Here is a 15,563-nt window from a genome sequence, read left to right on the forward strand (position 1 = left end):
TATCTTCGAGTTGCCCAAAAGTAAAAATTATAAGAAAACTTTTCAAAATTAGTTTTCGAAAAATGAGAGATTCCTCCTAGCGTCGGAATGACAGTATTTTCAGACGGCCTCTTTTTGGTGCTGTTGTCTACAAACACAACAAACATTGCAGCTATAGTTTTTATTCTCTTTGTGGGCACGGATTTCTTTGGCCGCACCTACGCTCGAGTGCAAATCCTGGTATTGGGTTAGTATTCTTTTTTGTCTGTCAGCTTAGTTTATTCTAATTCATCAAATTTTGCTTTCATTGTCGGATTGCCGTGAGTTAGTTTTTTAATAGTTAAGTCTTCCGTTTTTTCATTTGCAAGTCGGAGATTGTTTTCAGACGACAACAAAGCAGCTTTAGTTTTTTCTAATTCTTTTATGGTTTTGTCTATTCCGTCAATTGCGTCTTTAAATTTGCGACTTGCCAAATCATAATTTCTCGCAAATCCTTCTTTAAACTTGTTCATTTTTTCTTCAAAATTGGTAATGTCAATATTTTGACTTTTTACCAAAGCAAGTTCAGCTTTGTACTGAATTGAGTTCATAGCAGCATTCCGAAGTAAAGTAATAATTGGAATAAAAAATTGTGGCCGAACAACATACATTTTACTGTATTTGTGTGATACATCAACAATTCCGGTATTATAAAACTCACTTTCCGCTTCCAATAATGAAACAAGAACAGCGTATTCACATTTCTTTTCGTTGCGGTCTTTGTCAAGTTCTTTTAAAAAATCTTCATTCTTTTTTTTAGTTGCAGTTTCGTCACCCTCATTTTTCATTTCAAACATTATTGAAATTATTTCGTTACCTGCATCGTCTGTTTCTCTATAAATGAAATCACCCTTACTGCCAGATTTTGAGTCGTTGTCTTTTTCAAAATATGCTTTTTGAAAAGCTGTTGCACGAAGTTTATTAAATTCAATTTCACAATGTTGTTCAAGTGTTTCACCTAACATTTTAGTTGAAAGTCTGAGCTTCATATCTTTTCGAAGTGCAATTTCTTCATCTTTCATCCTGATAAGGTCATCTTTTACCCTTAATTCTGCGGAATATTTTTCATTTAAAGATTTTTCCAATAATTGCTTCTCCGTTTCTTTGAGTTGAACATTATTGGCTAAATCGTCCCTCTCTTTTTCTATTTTTTTGAGTGCTTCTGATATGGAAAGTTTTTTTTCATTTTCCGCATTTTCTATTTTACCCTTTAACTCGATTAACAGGTTGTCCTTTTCTGATAGCTTGGCGGATAATTTGCGTTCGTTGTCGGCATTCAGTTGAAGTATTTCTCTTTCCTTATCGTCTCTTTCTTTTTCCACTTTTTTAAGTGCTTCTGATATAGAAAGTTTCTTTTCATTTTCTGCATTTTCTATTTTTCCTTTTAACTCTGTAAGTAATGTGTCCTTTTCTGATAACTTCTCGGATAAATTACGTTCGTTGTCTGCTTTCAGTTGAAGTATTTCTTTATCTCTATTGGCTAGTTCTTCTTGTAAAGAATTTTTAAGACGGGCCTCTGCAAGTTTAACTGCACTGTCCTTTTCCTGCTCGGCTAGGTTTAATCTAGTCTGTAACTCTTCTTCAAATTGATGATCACGAACTTGTTTTAAAATGTCGGCAAATCCTGCTTCATCAACTTTAAATGCTTTTTTACAATTAGGGCAAATGATTTCGTTCATATCTTATTGTTTTGTTGTTCGTCATTAAAATGGGCGCTAACTCAAAAATACATACTACATAACCATTACATGGTAAAAGTTACATACGCTATTTTCGAGTTGTCTAAAGTAAAAATTATGAGAAGATATTTCAAAATTAGTTTTTGACATATGAGGTTGATAACTAAATTAATAACTAAAGTGATGATTGTGTAAAATGAAAAGAGGCTGTCACAACCCAGGCATTAAATTTATGAGATTCCTCCTTTCGTCGGAATGACAGGCTTTGTGACAGCCGCTTTTCGGAATGACAGTATAAAAAAAGCCTGCAAAAAGCAGGCTTGTATTTTTATTTAGAACGGAACATCGCTGTCGTCGTCAAAACTATTCATATTGCTTCCGAAAGCTTCGTTGGCCGATGGAAGGTTTTTGGTTATAAACGGATTGTTATCCATATTCATACTCGACGGCAAATCTTCAAAAGGCGAACTATGATCGTCAAGGTTGTCAAATTTACCCAGACTTCCGATAAATTTCAATCGGATGTTGTCCAAACCACCGTTACGGTGTTTCGCTACGATAAACTCACCCTGACCTTGTGTTGACGAACGTTCTTCATCGTCCCATTCTTCGATTTTATAATATTCCGGTCGGTAGATAAACGATACGATATCCGCATCCTGCTCAATCGCTCCCGATTCACGTAAGTCGGACAACAACGGTCGCTTACTCGCTCCACGTGTTTCCACGGCACGCGATAACTGGGAAAGTGCAATTACCGGAACGTTCAACTCTTTTGCCAGTGCTTTTAAGTTTCGGGAAATGGTTGAAATCTCCTGCTCACGGTTTCCGCCTCCCTTACCGTTACCTCCGGCAGTCATCAACTGAAGGTAATCGATTACGATCATCTTGATTCCGTATTGTGATGCCAGACGACGTGCCTTAGCTCTCAAATCGAAAATGGAAAGCGATGGAGTATCGTCAATATATAAAGGGGCTTTTTCTAAGTCTTTTACTTTGATGGAAAGCTGTTCCCATTCGTGTTTTTCTAATTTACCTGTACGCAGTTTTTCTGAAGACAAGCCGGTCTCCGAAGAAATCAAACGCGTAATCAGCTGAACCGAGGACATCTCCAAAGAGAACAAAGCGACAGGTGCTCCGGCGTCAACCGCCATATTACGGGCCATCGATAATACGAATGCGGTTTTACCCATACCCGGACGAGCTGCAATAATGATCAAATCGGACGGCTGCCAACCAGAAGTTAATTTATCCAGATCGTGGAAACCAGTTGGAATACCACTCAGACCTTCTTTATTGGCAATTTCTTCGATTCTCTTTTTCGCCTGAATAACCAAACTTTGCGCCGTTTCCGAACTACGTTTGATATTACCCTGCGTTACTTCATACAATTTGGATTCGGCTTTGTCCAACAAATCAAAAACATCTGTTGTTTCATCATAAGCATCCTCGATAATTTCAGAGGAAATTCGAATCAGACTTCGCTGAATGAATTTTTGAAGAATAATACGGGAGTGAAATTCGATATGCGCCGAAGAAGATATCTTTTGCGTAAGCTGAATCAGATAAAAATCGCCTCCTGACAATTCCAGTTTAGCGTTCTTTTTTAATTGCGAGGAAACTGTTAATAAGTCAATTGGCTGAGTATCATTAAACAGCTGAACAATTGCTTCAAAAATGTACTTATGGGCGTCTTTATAAAAAGCATCGGGGCTTAAAATATCGATAACCTCGTCGACACCTTTTTTGTCAATCATCATAGCGCCAAGCACCGCCTCTTCTAGGTCTAGCGCCTGTGGAGGCAACTTCCCTTTTTCGAGGTTGATGATCGTAGTTTTATCCACTTTATAAGGGTTTATATTCTTAAGGTTTTCCATGCCGCTAAGGTAACCAAGTTTTTATGAAATTTAAGTTCGAGTTGTTAATAAACCATTGTTGACAACTCGGTATTCGTTGTTAATAAGTCAAAAAAAATCCGAAGCAGCAAGGCTTCGGATGATTTTATTGAAAACAGGTAGTTTTACTCCTTGTACTCACCCATTTTACTGTATTTATCCATACGTTGTGCTACTAATTCTTCTGTTGATAAGTCTTTCAACTCATTAAAAGCTTTCATTACATATTCTTCAACTGTTTTAAAAGTAGTTTCTCTGTCATAGTGCGCTCCACCTAGTGGTTCAGGAATGATATCGTCTACTAACTTTTGTCTTTTCATATCAGCTGAAGTCAATTTCAACGCTTCAGCTGCCTGCTCTTTGTATTCCCAGCTCTTCCAAAGGATTGATGAACAAGACTCAGGAGAAATTACAGAATACCAAGTATTTTCCATCATCAAAACTCTGTCTCCAACACCGATTCCCAATGCACCACCTGAAGCTCCTTCTCCTACAATAACTGATACGATAGGCACTTTCAGACGGATCATTTCAAGAATATTACGGGCAATTGCTTCTCCCTGACCTCTTTCTTCTGCTTCCAACCCTGGATATGCTCCCGGAGTATCGATTAAAGTAAGCACCGGAATTCCGAATTTTTCAGCCATCTTCATTAAACGAAGCGCTTTACGGTATCCTTCAGGATTTGCCATACCGAAATTACGGAACTGACGTGTTTTAGTATTGTAGCCTTTTTGCTGACCAACGATCATGAATGATTGTCCGTTGATTTTTCCAAGACCACCAATCATTGCTTTGTCGTCTTTCACACCTCTGTCACCAAAAAGTTCCAGAAAAGTTTCACCGCACAAAGCTCTTACGTGATCCATCGTATAAGGACGGTTTGGATGTCTGGACAACTGAACTCGCTGCCACGCTGTAAGATTTTTATATATTTCTTTCTTAGTTTCTTCTAATTTCTGTTCGATCTGCTTGCAGGTTGAGGATACATCCACATCTGATTCCTGACCAATAATCTGGCATTTATCCAATTGATCTTCAAGCTCTTTGATCGGAAGTTCAAAATCTAAGTATTCCATTTTGTTTGATTCTTTTGACTTTAATTTGAACCGCAAAGATAAAATTTTCATTTTACAATGCAGAAACTATTTAAATTAGTTTTTAACTTTCTTATAGTTTTTTATGATACCGTTCAATATGACGGTTATTAATATAATGGAAGCACCGATATAAAATTCGGGACTCATTTTTTCACTTTCGCTGAACACTAAAATCCCTAATATAATACCATAAATCGGTTCCAGATTAATGGTCAGCATTACCGTATATGGTGTTAGAAATTTCATTACTTTCACTGAAGCCAGGAACGCATAGGCCGTACAAAACGATCCTAAAACAAACAGCCACAGCAAATCAGATGTTGAAATCTGGAAAAATTCTTTCGTAAACTGTCCGGAAAACAACAGGTATACCGACAAAAATCCAATACCTCCAGCGAGTTCATATAAAGTTATAACAGAAGCATCGTTATGCTTAGCAAACTTTCCGTTAATAACTGAGAACAACGCTGAAAGAAAAGCAGAGGTTAATGCCAATAAAATCCCTTCCACATAATTGCCTTCCACTTTAAAGATAATCCCCAATCCGAAAACTACCAATAAACCGAACAGGACTTCATACACAACAATCTTTTTACCATAGAAAATCGGCTCCAAAACAGAGGCAAACAAGGCTCCCGTAGACAGACATGCCAGGGTTACCGATATATTTGAAACTTTAATTGCCTGAAAGAACGTAAGCCAGTGCAGCGCGATAACCAGTCCGGAAAACAAAAAACCGAACAGCAAGCGCTTGGACAGCGCTAAAGGAGTTTTTCTGATTTTTACATAAAGGAAGATAATCGAAACGGCAATCATCATTCGATACCAAACCAAAGGCAGCGCATCAAGAGAAATCAGTTTTCCCAAAACGGCTGTAAATCCCCAAATGAATACAATAAAATGGAGATGAATGTAGCTTCTTACTTTATCGTTTTGCATTCCTCAACAGATAAATCGCTAATATTCCGAAAATAAAATTAGGAAGCCAAACAGCTACAAACGGTGGCATACTCGAAGCTTCTGCCAATGTCCCGAATACTTTATCAAAGAAGATGAACGTAAAAGCTAATGCAATTCCCAGCGCAAGGTTAACCCCCATTCCTCCTCTTCGTTTCATTGCCGAAACCGCTACAGCGATAATCGTCAGGATAAAAGCCGAAACAGGTAAACTGAACTTTTTGTATTTTACAACTTCATAGGTATTGATATTCGAAGATCCTCTTGCTCTTTCTTTTTCAATGAATTTATTCAATTCTCCGAAAGTCATTGTTTCCGCAATGTAGACCACAGGAGTTAAATCATCAATATCAAAATTCAACACCATATCTTTTTGCGAAGCAGATTCCAGTTTATCATCTAATTCTCCGACTATTCGCTTTTTAAAACCAAACAAAGTATAAGTACTGTCTGCTTCGTTCCATTTGATTCGGTTTGCCGAAATTTTATACTCTAATTTATCGCCTTTAAATTTTTCAAGTGAAAAGTTAAAGCCCATCTTCGACATGTAATTAAAATTACTAACGTAGATGAACTCGTCTTTACTGATTTGCCTGTAAACATCCAGATTCTCCCTAACTTTGGGATTGTTTTTTAAATAGGTATATCTAAAATCATTATAACCCTTACTCGCATTTGGCACCAAAATGAAAGCCATCAGCAAAGCAAATAAAGAAACTATCGTTGCACCTATAATATAAGGCCTGAGAAAACGGGTAAATGAAATTCCGGAACTTAAAATTGCGATAATTTCCGTATTATTAGCCAATTTGGATGTAAACCAGATAACCGATAAGAATAAGAAAATCGGAAAAAGCATGTTGGCGAAATAAACCGTAAAATCAAGGTAATAATTGGCAACTTCCACAAACGGAACTTTGTTCTCAATCATCTTGTTCACTTTCTCCGAAACGTCTATTACGATTCCGATTGGAATGAACAACAATAACATTACAGTGAAGGTCCCTAAATAACGCTTTAAGATATAATTATCGATTATTTTCATTTGCTCGTAAGACTTTTATTATAGTCGCTGACTCATGTTTTTTACCATCATTTCTTTCCACTCACGGAAATCCCCGGCTAAAATATGTACTCTTGCTTCACGAACCAACCACATGTAAAAACCTAAGTTGTGAATCGTAGCGATTTGTTTCCCCAGATATTCGTTAACCGAAAACAAGTGGCGCAAATACGCCTTGGAATATTCCGTATCCACAAAAGTGTGCCCCATTTCATCGATAGGTGAAAAATCAGCTTCCCACTTTTTATTTTTGATATTGATTGTTCCGTTAGCCGTGAACAGCATTCCGTTTCTTGCATTACGCGTAGGCATAACACAGTCGAACATATCTATTCCAAGTGCGATATTTTCAAGAATGTTTATTGGTGTACCCACTCCCATTAAATAACGAGGTTTGTCTTCCGGAAGAATTGCCGTAACGACCTCTGTCATTGCATACATTTCTTCGGCCGGCTCACCAACCGAAAGTCCGCCAATGGCATTACCCTGCGCACCTGCATTTGCAATATACTCAGCAGACTGCGCACGCAAATCTTTATAAGTACTTCCCTGAACAATTGGGAAAAAAGTCTGTTCGTAACCGTATTTAAATGGTAAATTTTCCAAATGCTTGATACAACGGTCCAACCAGCGATGCGTCATTTTCATGGATTTCTGAGCATAACGATAGTCACACGGATACGGCGTACATTCATCGAAAGCCATAATGATATCCGCACCTATAGTACGCTGAATTTCCATCACATTTTCAGGTGTAAAAAAATGATAAGAACCGTCTATATGGGATTTAAATTTCACCCCTTCTTCTTTGATTTTTCGGTTAGACGAAAGCGAATATACCTGATAACCACCCGAATCCGTCAATATGTTTCGGTCCCAGTTCATGAACTTATGCAAACCTCCTGCTTTTTCAAGGATTTCGGTTTGCGGACGAAGGTATAAATGATAGGTATTCCCTAAGATAATATCCGGATTGATATCGTCTTTCAACTCTCGCTGATGCACTCCCTTTACGGTTGCAACGGTTCCCACAGGCATAAAAATAGGTGTTTCAATCACGCCGTGATCTGTAGTGATGAATCCGGCTCTTGCCTTTGTTTGTGGGTCTTTCTGTACTAAATCAAACTTCATATGTATATTTTACAATCGGCAAAGATAACAGAATTGTAACTTATCAATTATCAATTATGAATTTAATTAACATCCTACAAACATTTCTTAAAATCGTGCTGTCGAATCTTCCAAAAAATCCATTTAACTCATTATCTTTGCAACAGTTTAACTTTTACACACAAAATGAAGCGTAACACACAACAATTAAGCAATTTAACGATTCAGGTAAGAAGAGACATTCTTCGTATGGTACACGCTGTAAATTCAGGTCATCCGGGAGGTTCTTTGGGATGTACTGAGTTCTTGGTGGTTTTATACCAAAATATAATGGAGCGCAAACCAGGTTTTGACATGGACGGCATCGGGGAAGATATTTTCTTCTTATCAAACGGACATATTTCACCGGTTTTCTACAGTGTTCTTGCAAGAAGCGGATATTTCCCTGTTTCAGAATTGGCTACTTTCAGAAAATTAAATTCAAGATTACAAGGTCACCCAACCACTCATGAAGGCTTACCGGGAATAAGAATGGCGTCTGGCTCATTAGGTCAAGGTTTATCTGTGGCTGTTGGAGCTGCTCAAGCTAAAAAGCTTAACAATGACAACCATTTCGTTTATGCGTTATTGGGAGATGGTGAACTTCAGGAAGGTCAAAACTGGGAAGCTATCATGTATGCTTCTGCAAAAAAAGTAGACAACTTGATTGCTACCATTGATTTGAACGGAAAGCAAATTGACGGTCCTACCGATGAAGTATTGAACATGGGAAGTGTGAAAGCTAAATTTGAAGCTTTTGACTGGGATGTTGTTGAAATCAAAGAAGGAAACAACATTGAAGATATCATTGCAGGATTAAACCACGCCAAAGCACTTGCAGGAAAAGGCAAGCCGGTTTGTATTTTATTACACACCGAAATGGGACATGGTGTAGACTATATGATGCACACACACGCTTGGCACGGAAAAGCTCCGAACGACGAGCAATTGGCTGTAGCTTTAGCTCAAAACTATTCTGAAGACGAAATAGACTATTAGAATAAGAATTGATGTTTTAGATTTCTGTCATCAGAATTTTTAAATCTTTCAATTTTTAAATCTTTCAATTCAAAATCAAATGAAAAAATATACAAATACAGGAAGTAAAGATACCCGTTCAGGATTTGGAGCGGGAATGACCGAATTAGGTCAGAAAAACGAAAACGTGGTAGCACTTTGTGCTGACCTTATCGGGTCGTTAAAATTTGACGAATTCAAAAAGAACCACCCGGAGCGTTTTTTCCAGATTGGAATTGCTGAAGCAAACATGATTGGAATTGCAGCCGGTTTAACCATCGGAGGAAAAATTCCTTTCACAGGAACTTTTGCCAACTTCTCTACAGGAAGAGTTTACGATCAGATTCGTCAATCCGTTGCGTATTCTGATAAAAACGTAAAAATCTGTGCTTCTCACGCAGGTTTAACATTAGGAGAAGACGGTGCAACCCACCAAATCCTGGAAGACATCGGGTTAATGAAAATGTTACCTGGAATGACTGTAATCAACACTTGTGATTACAACCAGACAAAGGCTGCAACTTTAGCCTTGGCTGATCACCATGGCCCTGCATATTTACGTTTCGGACGTCCGGTAGTGCCCAACTTCATGCCTGCTGACGAACCTTTCATTATCGGTAAAGCAATTATGTTAAACGAAGGAACAGATGTTACGATTATCGCAACAGGTCACTTAGTTTGGGAAGCATTAATTGCTGCTGAAGCCTTGGAAGCAAAAGGAATTTCTGCCGAGGTAATCAATATCCACACCATCAAACCTTTAGATGAAGAAGCGATTTTAAAATCGGTTGCCAAAACAGGTTGTGTGGTTACTGCCGAAGAACACAATATCTTAGGAGGTTTAGGAGAAAGCGTTGCCAGAACATTAGCATTAAACAATCCGAAACCACAGGAATTCGTAGCCGTTCAGGACAGTTTTGGAGAATCCGGAACACCAGAGCAGTTAATGGAAAAATATAAGTTAAACAATCAAGCGATTGTCGAAGCTGTAGAAAGAGTAATGAAAAGAAAATAATCCTTTCTTACACCATAAAAAAAATCCCGCTCATTGAGCGGGATTTTTTTTTAATAAACTGTATATGGCGGTTTTGCCGTTTTATCCAAATGTCTTCTTAACCTTGTTTCTGTTGTACCGTCACCAGACGCATCTGGAATTCCTTTTGGCTCACTTTTCGTCACACTTTCATCTTCTGTGGTCGCAGGATCATCCTCTACCGTAAAAGGATTAAAAGGATAATAAGCACTTGGTCCCAAATATGGGCTTGGCTTTTCAATCTCTACTTTAGTTAAATAACCATCATTATCATCATCAGCATCAAAAATATCCGGAATGTCATCCGAATCAGTATCAATCAAACTACCATCGGAATTAAAAGCATATTCATATCTGGATTCAATTTTATCAAAATCCTGATCCAGACGGGTAACCGCAAATAAATTAAATGTAAAAACAAGCGGCGAATAACTAGGAATGTTACCAAAATTCTGATGGTAATATCCTAAACCGGATGGCAAAAACATCACTCCAGAACCAAAATTTCGTGGGTTCAAAGTACCATCGGAGTCCGGAGAATCAAAAAAACCGGCTCTGAATTCCGGGAACATGTATTCCCAACCTTTTATAACCTCAGCCAAATTAAACTCAGACGGATTTGGATGATAATCAAACTGGCTTCCATCCAAAAGGGTTCCTTCATACGAAACATACACTCGGTCAACTCCGCAAGGCTTATCCCCTTCCGCATCAGTATCCGCTTTACCGTCAAATTTCAAATAATACACTTTAAAATCCACTCCGTGAAGCTTAACGATTTTGTTCTGCAAAGGATATTCGGTCTGATCCCAAATAGAAACCGTATGAGTTGCATCAAGAGGTTTAATCTCAACTTCTTTCTTCAGCTCACCACCTACTTCGACTTCCTCTCCTATTTTTATATCGCCATCGCCATTTAAATCGTTTGCTTCGACATAATGCGTTTTCAGATATTCTTCGATTTTAATCAAATCCTTAGGGTAAACTTCGCTATGAGGTTTGGCAGGCGTTGGCCCAACCGAATCGTCTTCTTCACACTTAGCAAACAATATTCCCAGAGTCAAAATACCGAATATCTTAAAAATTCTATTCATTATTAGTTTATTTTTAGAGGCCGCAAGATACAATTTTCATTTATTTTTGTAATGTAATTAACACTGATTTTAACGAATTCCCATGAGAATTGACAAATACCTCTGGTGTGTACGCTACTACAAAACCAGAAGCATAGCCACCGAAGCCTGCAAAAAAGGACACATTACCGTAAACGGACAAGAAGCCAAACCTTCCAAAGAAGTATTTCCTTCCGACAAAATTACGCTTCGGAAAGACCAGATTACCTATATTTTATCTGTTTTGGATGTTCCTCAAAACAGAGTTGGCCCCAAACTGGTTGATATTTACCGTAAAGACGAAACACCGGCAGAAGCTTTTGAACATTTAGAATTACTTAAACTTTCAAAAGAACATTACCGCACCAAAGGTCAGGGACGACCAACCAAAAAAGACCGCAGAGACATTGAAGATTACACTATCGATCCAGACGAACATCATGAAGAACCAACTGAATAGCGAGTATTGGGAAAACCGATACCAAACAAACCAAACCGGATGGGATGCAGGCAGCGTAACCACACCTCTTAAGGAGTATATCGATCAGATTAAAGACAAAAACCTTAAGATTCTTATTCCCGGAGCCGGAAACGGTTACGAACTGGATTATTTCCTTTCCAAAGGTTTTAAAAATGTATTTGTGGCCGACTTTGCCGAAAGCCCCCTTCAGAACATCAAAAAAAGAATTCCTGAATTTCCGGACAGCCAACTCCTTCAGACCGACTTTTTTGTTTTGGAAGGAAAATTCGACTTAATCATGGAGCAGACATTCTTTTGTGCCCTGTCGCCGGAACTTAGAAAAAATTATGTTACCAAAATGCATTCCTTACTTTCCGATAAAGGAAAACTATTTGGTTTACTGTTTGATTTTCCCCTGACAGAAGACGGCCCTCCTTTTGGCGGAAGCAAAGAAGAGTACACAAATCTGTTTTCAGAGCTTTTCAATATTAAAACTTTGGAAACCGCTCACAATTCAATACAACCAAGAAAAGCACGCGAACTGTTTTTTATTGTCACACCAAAATAAATCCGACCAACCTTACAGTTAATTTTAAAAAACACGCAAAACTGTGGTTTGACAAAAAATCTTTATTTTTGGTTTTTATTACAACCGATTCAGCCGGACTCAAAAAACACTACATCACATGAAAAACATCATTTTAACACAAAGCGAAATCCAGCACAAAACCAAACGTATTGCTTACCAAATCTATGAAACCTTTGTGGATGAAAATGAAGTGGTACTAGCCGGAATAGCGAACAGCGGTTACATTTTTGCACAGAAAATCGCTCGCGAACTAGCCGAGATTTCCGATTTGAAAGTTATTTTATGTGAAGTAAGAATCAACAAGAACAATCCACAGGATGAAATTACGACTTCTTTAGAAGTGTCCGAGTATCAAAACAAGGGATTAGTTTTGATTGACGATGTTCTGAATTCGGGCACAACATTAATTTACGGTGTAAAGCATTTCCTCGACGTTCCTTTAAAGAAATTCAAGACAGCAGTGTTGGTAGACCGAAATCATAAAAAATACCCTGTAAAAGCTGATTTTAAAGGCATTTCCCTGTCTACATCCTTGCTGGAGCACATCCAGGTTGTTTTTGAAGAGAATGACGAATACGCTTATTTAAGCTAAAAGCCGAATTATTTCCTCTACTACATCTTCCGGATTCTTACCGTCCACCGAAACAACATGCTTTGATTTGAGGTAGAAATAACTTCTGTCAAACAAATGCTTTGCAATAAACTCGTGCAGTTCCTCGTCGCTTTGATGAGCAATCAGCGGGCGGTATTTCTTTTGAGGCATCAGACGTTTCGTAAGCTCATGAATCGATCCTTTTAAATATATAGAGTCGACACCCTCTTTTTGCAATTGCAAATGATTATTTGCGTAACACGGCGTTCCTCCTCCTAAACTTAATATGTAGTGATCGTAAGCTGCCATAAAATTGTTTAGCATTTCATGTTCTATTTTCCGAAAACGGATTTCTCCAATTTCCGAAAATAGCTCAGAAATCGTTTTTTGTTCCTTTTCTTCGATTATGGCATCAAGGTCAAAAAAAGGAATTTCGGTTTTTTCCGACAATAATTTACCTACAGTCGATTTTCCGCTTCCCATATACCCAACTAACACAATTTTTTTCATACCAACAACCTCCTATAAACTAATACTTTAAGAATAGACTTTAAAAAAAAGTCAAATTTATAATAAATTTCCCTTGCAAAATAAATAATACGTCTTATATTTGCACCCGCAATCAGGAAGTAATTCTAGACTCGGTAGCTCAGCTGGTAGAGCACATCACTTTTAATGATGGGGTCCTGGGTTCGAATCCCAGCCGGGTCACAAAAATGACCTAAATTATTTTCCTGAAAGCAAGACTCGGTAGCTCAGCTGGTAGAGCACATCACTTTTAATGATGGGGTCCTGGGTTCGAATCCCAGCCGGGTCACAAAAAGAAGTCGAACAGTAATGTTTGACTTTTTTTATTTACGGCCACGTGGAGAAATTGGTAGACTCGCCATCTTGAGGGGGTGGTGCTGCAAGGCGTATGGGTTCGAATCCCATCGTGGTCACGAATAAATACAAAATGGAATTCAAACGACAAATCTTGCTTTACGTGTTTGAATTCCATTTTGTATTTTCAAAGCGGAGCTTTGTTGGGAAGAACAAAGTCAATCCCATCGTGGTCACATTCAAAGAATCGCAATTCCTTTATAAATATAGGTTTGCGATTTTTTTATTTACTGATCTGTATGATTTATGCACGGTAAATACACGTCATACCTAAAAAGCAAATCTTTTGAAATTAAAAAAGTTCTATTTTTAAGCTTTTATTATTTGCTTTTAGAACAACCCACATTCCTCATCTCAAAAATTATTGTTTCGACAATTTAGCGATTGAAAAAAACTCATCTCCTTCAATAAAAGCACTCAGAATTATCAAACTCTCTCAAAGTTGTTTGAATCACTAGATTCGTAACTTATTAAGTTTAAAATCAATAATAATAAATTAATCAAAAGACATTTGATAAAACACAAATACCATAAAAGCGTACAAGAATTATTCAGTATATTTGAACAACTCTAACATGTTGATTGTTAACAAACTGCAATCGTTATTGGAATAAATCTCAAAAATATGGAAGAAAAAGGTGCCGATGGAAATAAACATAAATCACTTTACCATTTTCTGCTATCCTTTGCTGTAGCTTTAGGGTTAACACTGCTATTGAAAGAACCAAATTTTACCGACTCACAGGTATATGTAATATTCCTGTTGTTCTTTGCCATTGGCTTGTGGATTACCGAGGCCATACCCGCATTTGCGGTAAGTCTTTTAATAATTTCTTACCTGGTATTTGCTCTTGGCAATAAACATTTTAATTCAGCACCCGAAAATATTGAGCCTTATGTACAGACATTTTCCGACAGTATAATTTGGCTCTTACTTGGCGGTTTTTTTATTGCAAAAGCCATGGCCAAAACAAAATTAGATGAAGCGCTTTTCAGGTTCACACTTAAACTTGCGGGAACAAATCCTCGGAATTTATTGATTGGGATAATGACCACAACAATGTTAGCTTCTATGCTTTTGTCTAATACCGCTACTACCACAATGGTGTTAGCGGCAATAATGCCATTACTTAAAACGCTCGATAAAAATTCCGGAGTCGCCAAAGCATTGTTACTGGGTATACCAGTCGCTGCAACTACAGGGGGAATGGCAACCATTGTCGGTACGCCTGCAAATGCAATTGCTACTGGTGCATTGCACAATGCAGGAATTACTATAGAGTTCATTGATTGGATGATTTATGGGGTACCGCTCGCAATAGTTGTGAATGCAGTTTGTTGTTTCGCTTTGATTAAGGCTCATATAAAAGATTCTACTCCTATTTCCATCGCTTTTCTTGATAACACGACAACAGATAGTTCAAAGGAAGCAGTATTGCAGCGGAATATAGTTATCGGTGTAATATTCGTCACCATCAGCCTATGGGTTACCAGCTCTTTGCATGGAATAAAAGCATCATCGGTATGTGCAATCCCACTTGTAGTACTTACGTTAACCGGTGTGCTTAATGGAAAAGATGTTCAAAACTTAGGCTGGGATACACTCTTATTGGTTGCCGGAGGTTTGTCGTTAGGTCTTGCACTAGATCATACCGGTATATTAAAGCATTATGCTGAAATACTCATCACTTTGCAATTGGACAACATTTTGCTACTTTGCATCTTTGGGATTTTAGCCATGGTATTAGCAAATGTAATGACCAATTCAACAGCAACCACTTTAATGGTTCCAATCTGCATGGCCATACTTCCTGATCAAAAATTAGAAGTAGCTTTGATTATCGCTCTTTCATCATCTTCAGGTTTGCGATTGCTGGCATCAAGCCCTTCCAATGCAATCGTATTCAATACTGGTTATCTTGAACAAAAAGATTTCAGGTTAACCGGATTAATCTATGGATTACTCGGGCCATTACTTGCAATTTTGTGGGTGCTCCTAATGTCGTGAAATTAATAA

Annotated in this window: 14 protein-coding genes and 3 tRNA genes; 9 read left to right on the forward strand and 8 right to left on the reverse strand. The window is 37.9% G+C overall.

Going from position 1 to position 15,563, the window contains the following annotated elements:
- Positions 1 to 257: 257 nt before the first annotated feature.
- The 6 genes from LZF87_RS13980 to tgt form a co-directional block, all read right to left on the reverse strand.
- Complete coding sequence (locus LZF87_RS13980) at positions 258 to 1,697, reverse strand: DUF2130 domain-containing protein (protein WP_244339889.1); 1,440 nt, start codon at positions 1,695 to 1,697, stop codon at positions 258 to 260.
- Positions 1,698 to 2,029: 332 nt separating this feature from the next.
- Positions 2,030 to 3,574, reverse strand: coding sequence for a replicative DNA helicase (gene dnaB, locus LZF87_RS13985; protein ID WP_244339891.1), 1,545 nt, complete (start codon positions 3,572 to 3,574; stop codon positions 2,030 to 2,032).
- A 143-nt stretch (positions 3,575 to 3,717) separates the two neighbouring features.
- Positions 3,718 to 4,671: an acetyl-CoA carboxylase carboxyltransferase subunit alpha gene (locus LZF87_RS13990; RefSeq protein ID WP_244339893.1), complete on the reverse strand. Its 954-nt coding sequence runs from the start codon at positions 4,669 to 4,671 to the stop codon at positions 3,718 to 3,720.
- A gap of 75 nt (positions 4,672 to 4,746) precedes the next feature.
- Complete coding sequence (locus LZF87_RS13995; protein ID WP_244339896.1) at positions 4,747 to 5,631, reverse strand: DMT family transporter; 885 nt, start codon at positions 5,629 to 5,631, stop codon at positions 4,747 to 4,749.
- Positions 5,618 to 6,694 (reverse strand): LptF/LptG family permease, encoded by a 1,077-nt coding sequence (locus LZF87_RS14000; RefSeq protein ID WP_244339898.1) that lies wholly within the window; start codon positions 6,692 to 6,694, stop codon positions 5,618 to 5,620. The genes LZF87_RS13995 and LZF87_RS14000 overlap by 14 nt, the downstream gene beginning before the upstream one ends.
- An 18-nt stretch (positions 6,695 to 6,712) precedes the next feature.
- Positions 6,713 to 7,843: a tRNA guanosine(34) transglycosylase Tgt gene (gene tgt / locus LZF87_RS14005; RefSeq protein WP_244339901.1), complete on the reverse strand. Its 1,131-nt coding sequence runs from the start codon at positions 7,841 to 7,843 to the stop codon at positions 6,713 to 6,715.
- Positions 7,844 to 8,008: 165 nt separating this feature from the next.
- Between tgt and LZF87_RS14010 the strand changes: the two genes are divergently transcribed.
- Positions 8,009 to 8,860: a transketolase gene (locus tag LZF87_RS14010; RefSeq protein ID WP_244339903.1), complete on the forward strand. Its 852-nt coding sequence runs from the start codon at positions 8,009 to 8,011 to the stop codon at positions 8,858 to 8,860.
- Between the two features lie 79 nt (positions 8,861 to 8,939).
- Entirely contained in the window at positions 8,940 to 9,893 is a 954-nt protein-coding gene (locus tag LZF87_RS14015) for a transketolase family protein (RefSeq protein ID WP_244339905.1), read from the forward strand.
- Between the two features lie 50 nt (positions 9,894 to 9,943).
- Here the strand turns inward: LZF87_RS14015 and LZF87_RS14020 are convergent, their stop codons facing one another.
- Positions 9,944 to 11,005 (reverse strand): FKBP-type peptidyl-prolyl cis-trans isomerase, encoded by a 1,062-nt coding sequence (locus LZF87_RS14020; protein WP_244339908.1) that lies wholly within the window; start codon positions 11,003 to 11,005, stop codon positions 9,944 to 9,946.
- An 82-nt stretch (positions 11,006 to 11,087) separates the two neighbouring features.
- Here LZF87_RS14020 and LZF87_RS14025 point away from each other — a divergent pair, with 82 nt between their 5' ends.
- The 3 genes from LZF87_RS14025 to LZF87_RS14035 all read left to right on the forward strand — a co-directional run bounded on the left by LZF87_RS14025 (position 11,088) and on the right by LZF87_RS14035 (position 12,664).
- Positions 11,088 to 11,483, forward strand: coding sequence for an RNA-binding S4 domain-containing protein (locus LZF87_RS14025; protein WP_023573779.1), 396 nt, complete (start codon positions 11,088 to 11,090; stop codon positions 11,481 to 11,483).
- Positions 11,464 to 12,051 (forward strand): TPMT family class I SAM-dependent methyltransferase, encoded by a 588-nt coding sequence (locus LZF87_RS14030; protein WP_244339910.1) that lies wholly within the window; start codon positions 11,464 to 11,466, stop codon positions 12,049 to 12,051. Before LZF87_RS14025 ends, LZF87_RS14030 begins: the two co-directional genes overlap by 20 nt.
- 118 nt (positions 12,052 to 12,169) lie before the next feature.
- Entirely contained in the window at positions 12,170 to 12,664 is a 495-nt protein-coding gene (locus LZF87_RS14035) for a phosphoribosyltransferase family protein (protein WP_023573777.1), read from the forward strand.
- Here the strand turns inward: LZF87_RS14035 and LZF87_RS14040 are convergent.
- Entirely contained in the window at positions 12,656 to 13,174 is a 519-nt protein-coding gene (locus LZF87_RS14040; RefSeq protein ID WP_244339912.1) for a shikimate kinase, read from the reverse strand. The two genes, LZF87_RS14035 and LZF87_RS14040, sit on opposite strands and share 9 nt — an antisense overlap.
- Before the next feature lie 128 nt (positions 13,175 to 13,302).
- On the opposite strand from LZF87_RS14040, the gene LZF87_RS14045 reads away from it, so the two are divergent.
- From LZF87_RS14045 to LZF87_RS14060, 4 genes are all read left to right on the forward strand, one after another.
- Positions 13,303 to 13,375: transfer RNA gene (locus LZF87_RS14045), tRNA-Lys, on the forward strand.
- 33 nt (positions 13,376 to 13,408) lie between these two features.
- Positions 13,409 to 13,481, forward strand: a tRNA-Lys gene (locus tag LZF87_RS14050).
- Between the two features lie 42 nt (positions 13,482 to 13,523).
- Positions 13,524 to 13,605 (forward strand) — tRNA-Leu (locus LZF87_RS14055).
- Between the two features lie 566 nt (positions 13,606 to 14,171).
- Positions 14,172 to 15,554 carry an SLC13 family permease gene (locus LZF87_RS14060; protein ID WP_262917898.1) on the forward strand — a complete coding sequence of 461 codons (1,383 nt, stop codon included), beginning with the start codon at positions 14,172 to 14,174 and terminating at the stop codon, positions 15,552 to 15,554.
- Positions 15,555 to 15,563 lie beyond the last annotated feature (9 nt).

The sequence above is a fragment of the Flavobacterium enshiense genome, assembly GCF_022836875.1.
Taxonomy (GTDB): Bacteria; Bacteroidota; Bacteroidia; order Flavobacteriales; family Flavobacteriaceae; genus Flavobacterium; species Flavobacterium enshiense_A.

Excerpts from the sequence above, each read along its gene's own strand:
- dnaB (WP_244339891.1), bottom strand. The coding sequence starts at position 3,574 with ATGGAAAACCTTAAGAATATAAACCCTTATAAAGTGGATAAAACTACG.
- tgt (WP_244339901.1), bottom strand. The coding sequence starts at position 7,843 with ATGAAGTTTGATTTAGTACAGAAAGACCCACAAACAAAGGCAAGAGCC.
- LZF87_RS13995 (WP_244339896.1), bottom strand. The coding sequence starts at position 5,631 with ATGCAAAACGATAAAGTAAGAAGCTACATTCATCTCCATTTTATTGTA.
- LZF87_RS14000 (WP_244339898.1), bottom strand. The coding sequence starts at position 6,694 with ATGAAAATAATCGATAATTATATCTTAAAGCGTTATTTAGGGACCTTC.
- LZF87_RS14025 (WP_023573779.1), top strand. The coding sequence starts at position 11,088 with ATGAGAATTGACAAATACCTCTGGTGTGTACGCTACTACAAAACCAGA.
- LZF87_RS14040 (WP_244339912.1), bottom strand. The coding sequence starts at position 13,174 with ATGAAAAAAATTGTGTTAGTTGGGTATATGGGAAGCGGAAAATCGACT.
- LZF87_RS14015 (WP_244339905.1), top strand. The coding sequence starts at position 8,940 with ATGAAAAAATATACAAATACAGGAAGTAAAGATACCCGTTCAGGATTT.
- LZF87_RS14020 (WP_244339908.1), bottom strand. The coding sequence starts at position 11,005 with ATGAATAGAATTTTTAAGATATTCGGTATTTTGACTCTGGGAATATTG.
- LZF87_RS14060 (WP_262917898.1), top strand. The coding sequence starts at position 14,172 with ATGGAAGAAAAAGGTGCCGATGGAAATAAACATAAATCACTTTACCAT.
- LZF87_RS14035 (WP_023573777.1), top strand. The coding sequence starts at position 12,170 with ATGAAAAACATCATTTTAACACAAAGCGAAATCCAGCACAAAACCAAA.
- LZF87_RS14010 (WP_244339903.1), top strand. The coding sequence starts at position 8,009 with ATGAAGCGTAACACACAACAATTAAGCAATTTAACGATTCAGGTAAGA.
- LZF87_RS14030 (WP_244339910.1), top strand. The coding sequence starts at position 11,464 with ATGAAGAACCAACTGAATAGCGAGTATTGGGAAAACCGATACCAAACA.
- LZF87_RS13980 (WP_244339889.1), bottom strand. The coding sequence starts at position 1,697 with ATGAACGAAATCATTTGCCCTAATTGTAAAAAAGCATTTAAAGTTGAT.
- LZF87_RS13990 (WP_244339893.1), bottom strand. The coding sequence starts at position 4,671 with ATGGAATACTTAGATTTTGAACTTCCGATCAAAGAGCTTGAAGATCAA.